This is a genomic window from Vibrio sp. 704 (assembly GCF_033339295.1).
This window is the reverse complement of sequence record NZ_JAWOUH010000044.1, coordinates 1-3,761: the sequence shown is the minus strand read 5'-3', so window position 1 is coordinate 3,761 and position 3,761 is coordinate 1. Positions and strand designations below refer to the sequence as shown.

The following is a 3,761-nucleotide window of genomic DNA, read 5'->3' as shown; positions in this document are numbered from 1 at the left end:
GCGGTAAACGAGTGAGGGAATTTCAGGTAAGATACTTCGGATGAGGAGCAAAAAGGTGGTTTATACTTCCTATACCCCAGCATTCAATTCAAAAAGACAAAAAAAGGGTTTACACAAAGTCCGAGTTTGATAATATGCGCTCCGCACTTGATTGATGTGTTGGGAAAACGTCAGTTAAGCCTTTTCTTGTAAAAGATTAGGAAAACACCCTGGAGGGGTTCCCGAGTGGCCAAAGGGAGCAGACTGTAAATCTGCCGGCTCCGCCTTCGATGGTTCGAATCCGTCCCCCTCCACCATATTTTCTTGTGAGACAATAAGTTCTTGTGAGAGCAAAACTTGATTGATGCGTTGGGAAAACTTCATTCAAGCCTCTTCTTGTAAAAGATTAGGAAAACACCCTGGAGGGGTTCCCGAGTGGCATACCCGTGAAAATGATTCTGTTTTAATAAACGCTGGAATCCGCTACCCTTCCGCCTTTTAATCCTGCAGCACGCTCCCCGGCAGGGAGCAACACGCCAGCCAGAAGGATGCGGACCATGCCATCAACCAGCCAGCATACCAGCAGTTTTGCCGCCCTAGGCCGCCTGCTCCGATACGCCCGGGGCTACCGCCGCCGGATTATCGCGGCCGCCACCTGCTCCATCATCAACAAACTGTTCGACATCGCGCCGGAGATCCTGATCGGTGTTGCCATCGACGTGGTCGTCAACAAAGAAGAAAGCTTCGTCGCGGGCCTCGGCTTTGAAACCGCCCAGGAACAGATCACCATTCTGGCCGTACTCACCTTCTTCATCTGGGCCGGCGAATCCCTGTTCGAGTATCTGTACCAGATTCTCTGGCGCAACCTGGCCCAGCGGCTGCAATCTGACCTGCGACAAGACGCCTACGAACACGCCCAGCGCCTCGACATGAGCTTCTTTGAAGCCCGCAGCTCAGGCCAGCTGGTGGCTACGATGAATGACGACGTTAACCAGTTGGAGCGGTTCCTCGACGGTGGCGCCAACGCCATGATTCAGGTGCTGGTCACCGTGGTTGCCGTCGGTGCCGTGTTCTTCGTGCTGTCGCCGCTGATCGCCCTGCTGGCGTTCACCCCGATCCCCCTGATCATCTGGGGCGCTTTTTACTTCCAACGCAAAGCCGGGCCGCTGTACGCCGACGTGCGTGAGAAAGTCGGCGACCTGTCCAGCCGGTTGGCCAACAACCTGGGCGGCATCGCCACCATCAAGAGCTTCACCGCCGAACTTCGTGAAGCCCAGCGCCTTAAAGACGCCAGCGAAGCCTATGTAGACGCCAACCGGCGGGCCATTCGTATCAGCTCGGCGTTCATTCCAGTGATCCGCATGGCCATTCTGGCCGGCTTTCTGGCCACCTTCACCGTGGGCGGCATGATGGCCCTGAACGGCAACCTGAACGTGGGCGCTTATGGCGTGCTGGTGTTCCTGACTCAGCGCTTGCTGTGGCCGCTGACGGGCCTCGCGGAAGTGATTGACCTGTTTGAGCGCGCCATGGCCAGCACCCGGCGCATTCTCGACCTGCTCGCCGAGCCGGTGAACGTGCGGGACGAGGCCGGAAAAGCCCTGCCTGAGCCGGTTCGAGGCGCGGTCGAATTCAGCAACGTCAGTTTCCGCTACCCCAGCAGCGGCGCGGGTATTGAGGGCATCAGCCTGAACGTCCCGGCGGGCAATACCCTGGCCCTGGTGGGCGCCACCGGCTCTGGCAAATCTACACTGATCAAACTGCTCCTGCGCTTCTACGACCCAAGCCACGGCGATATCCGCATCGACGGCCAGCCCATTCGCGAGGTGAGTCTCCAGTCCCTGCGCAATGCCATTGGCCTGGTCAGCCAGGACGTGTACCTGTTTGAAGGCAGCATTCGGGATAACCTGGCCTATGGCAAACCGGACGCCACCGAAGAACAGATTATCGAAGCGGCTCGCACCGCCGAGGCCTGGTCGTTCATCCAGGCCTTGCCAGAAGGGCTGGATACGGCCGTCGGGGAGCGCGGCATCCGCCTGTCTGGCGGTCAGCGCCAGCGGTTGTCCCTGGCCCGCGCCCTGCTGAAAGATCCGCCCATTCTGGTGCTGGACGAGGCCACCAGCGCCGTGGACAACGAAACCGAAGCGGCCATTCAGCGCTCCCTGAAACGCATCGGGCACAATCGCACGGTGATCATGATAGCCCACCGTCTGTCCACCATTGTGGAGGCCGACACCATCGCGGTGGTCGACCAGGGGCAGGTAGTGGAACAGGGCACCCATCAGGCGCTGATCGAAAAAGGTGGCGCCTACGCGGCCCAGTGGCGGGTGCAGACCGGGCAGGCATAATTTGGAAGGCAACCCAACGACAATTCATTGATAGTAATTCGCATTTAGATTATCCTGCCGCTCTCACTTGGGGGGAATCTGAATGCCAGCGTTTTTTGAAGTTCGCGATCTTGCGGTGCGCATCGGCGACACCGACATCCTGCACCGGGTCAATATGACGTTCCAGGAGGGGCAGGTCACCGCTCTGCTCGGCCACAACGGTTCGGGCAAATCGACGCTTCTGAAAACCCTCGCCCGACAGATGACGGCCACCGATGGCGAGGTCGAGTTGCAGTCCCGGGCCAGCCAGAATTTCGGCGCCCGGGAATTTGCCCGCATCGTGGGCTACCTGCCCCAACACCCGCCCGCTACGGATGGGTTGACAGTTCGCGAACTGGTTGCCCTTGGCCGCTACCCCTGGCGCGGCCCGCTGGGGCGCTACACCGACGAAGACCAGCACCTGATCGACCAGGCCATTGCCGATACGGACCTGCGCCCCTTCCAGCATCGATCCGTGGATACTCTGTCTGGCGGCGAGCGTCAGCGAGCCTGGATTGCCATGCTGCTGGCCCAACAAACCCGCTGCCTGCTGCTGGATGAGCCCATCTCAGCGCTGGATGTGAAACACCAGGTCGAAACCCTTCGGCTTGTTCATCAACTGGCCGAGCAACGGGAGCTCACCGTGGTGGTCGTGCTTCACGACGTAGACCTGGCAGCGCGCTTCTGTGATCGACTGGTGGCTCTGAAAGCGGGCCGGGTCGTTGCTGACGGTTCGCCCAAGGACATCATGGACAGCCAGGTGCTGGAAAGCATTTATGGCGTTGGCATGGGCGTGATGGAGCGGGCACCCGGGCAGTGGGTGTCTTATGTTCATTGATACCCGGCGCGCCAGGCGCATCGCAGCTGTCTGTTGGCTGCTGTTTACCTCATCAACCGCCCACGCCGGCTCCTGGCAACACGAGGGCGGCACGCTGACGCTGGATGAACCACCCAAGCGTATTGTGACTCTGAATTGGGCCGCTACCGAATCGCTGTTACTGTTGGACGTAGCGCCTGTTGGCGTCGCTGATCTGACAGGCTATCGCACCTGGGTGAAGGAACCAGCGCTGCCGGAGGGCATCGCCAACGTGGGTACCCGCGTCGCCCCAAGCCTGGAAGCTATTGCCGAGCTGAAGCCCGATTTGATCGTCACCAGCTCGGAAATGGCTCTAATAAGCCCTACACAAATTGGGAGATATATCATGAAAGGCTGGCTTTTTCTTGTTATCGCAATAGTTGGCGAAGTAATCGCAACATCCGCATTAAAATCTAGCGAGGGCTTTACTAAGCTTGCCCCTTCCGCCGTTGTCATAATCGGTTATGGCATCGCATTTTATTTTCTTTCTCTGGTTCTGAAATCCATCCCTGTCGGTGTTGCTTATGCAGTCTGGTCGGGACTCGGCGTCGTCATAATTACAG

Annotated in this window: 3 protein-coding genes, 1 tRNA gene and 1 pseudogene; all 5 read left to right on the top strand. The window is 58.7% G+C overall.

Features of this window, described 5'->3' with window-relative positions:
• The first annotated feature begins 211 nt into the window (after positions 1–211).
• Positions 212–296, top strand: a tRNA-Tyr gene (locus R7R24_RS24175).
• 240 nt (positions 297–536) lie between these two features.
• A complete protein-coding gene (locus R7R24_RS24170) occupies positions 537–2,324 on the top strand; it encodes an ABC transporter ATP-binding protein (protein ID WP_079325030.1) in 1,788 nt (595 codons plus the stop codon).
• An 82-nt stretch (positions 2,325–2,406) separates the two neighbouring features.
• Complete coding sequence (locus R7R24_RS24165; RefSeq protein ID WP_079325032.1) at positions 2,407–3,180, top strand: ABC transporter ATP-binding protein; 774 nt, start codon at positions 2,407–2,409, stop codon at positions 3,178–3,180.
• Positions 3,170–3,448, top strand: a pseudogene (locus R7R24_RS24160) (hypothetical protein); the annotation flags it as partial. The gene R7R24_RS24165 and the pseudogene R7R24_RS24160, both read left to right, overlap by 11 nt.
• 96 nt (positions 3,449–3,544) lie before the next feature.
• Positions 3,545–3,761: DMT family transporter (locus R7R24_RS24155; RefSeq protein ID WP_000679421.1), on the top strand; the 217-nt coding region annotated here is incomplete at its 3' end.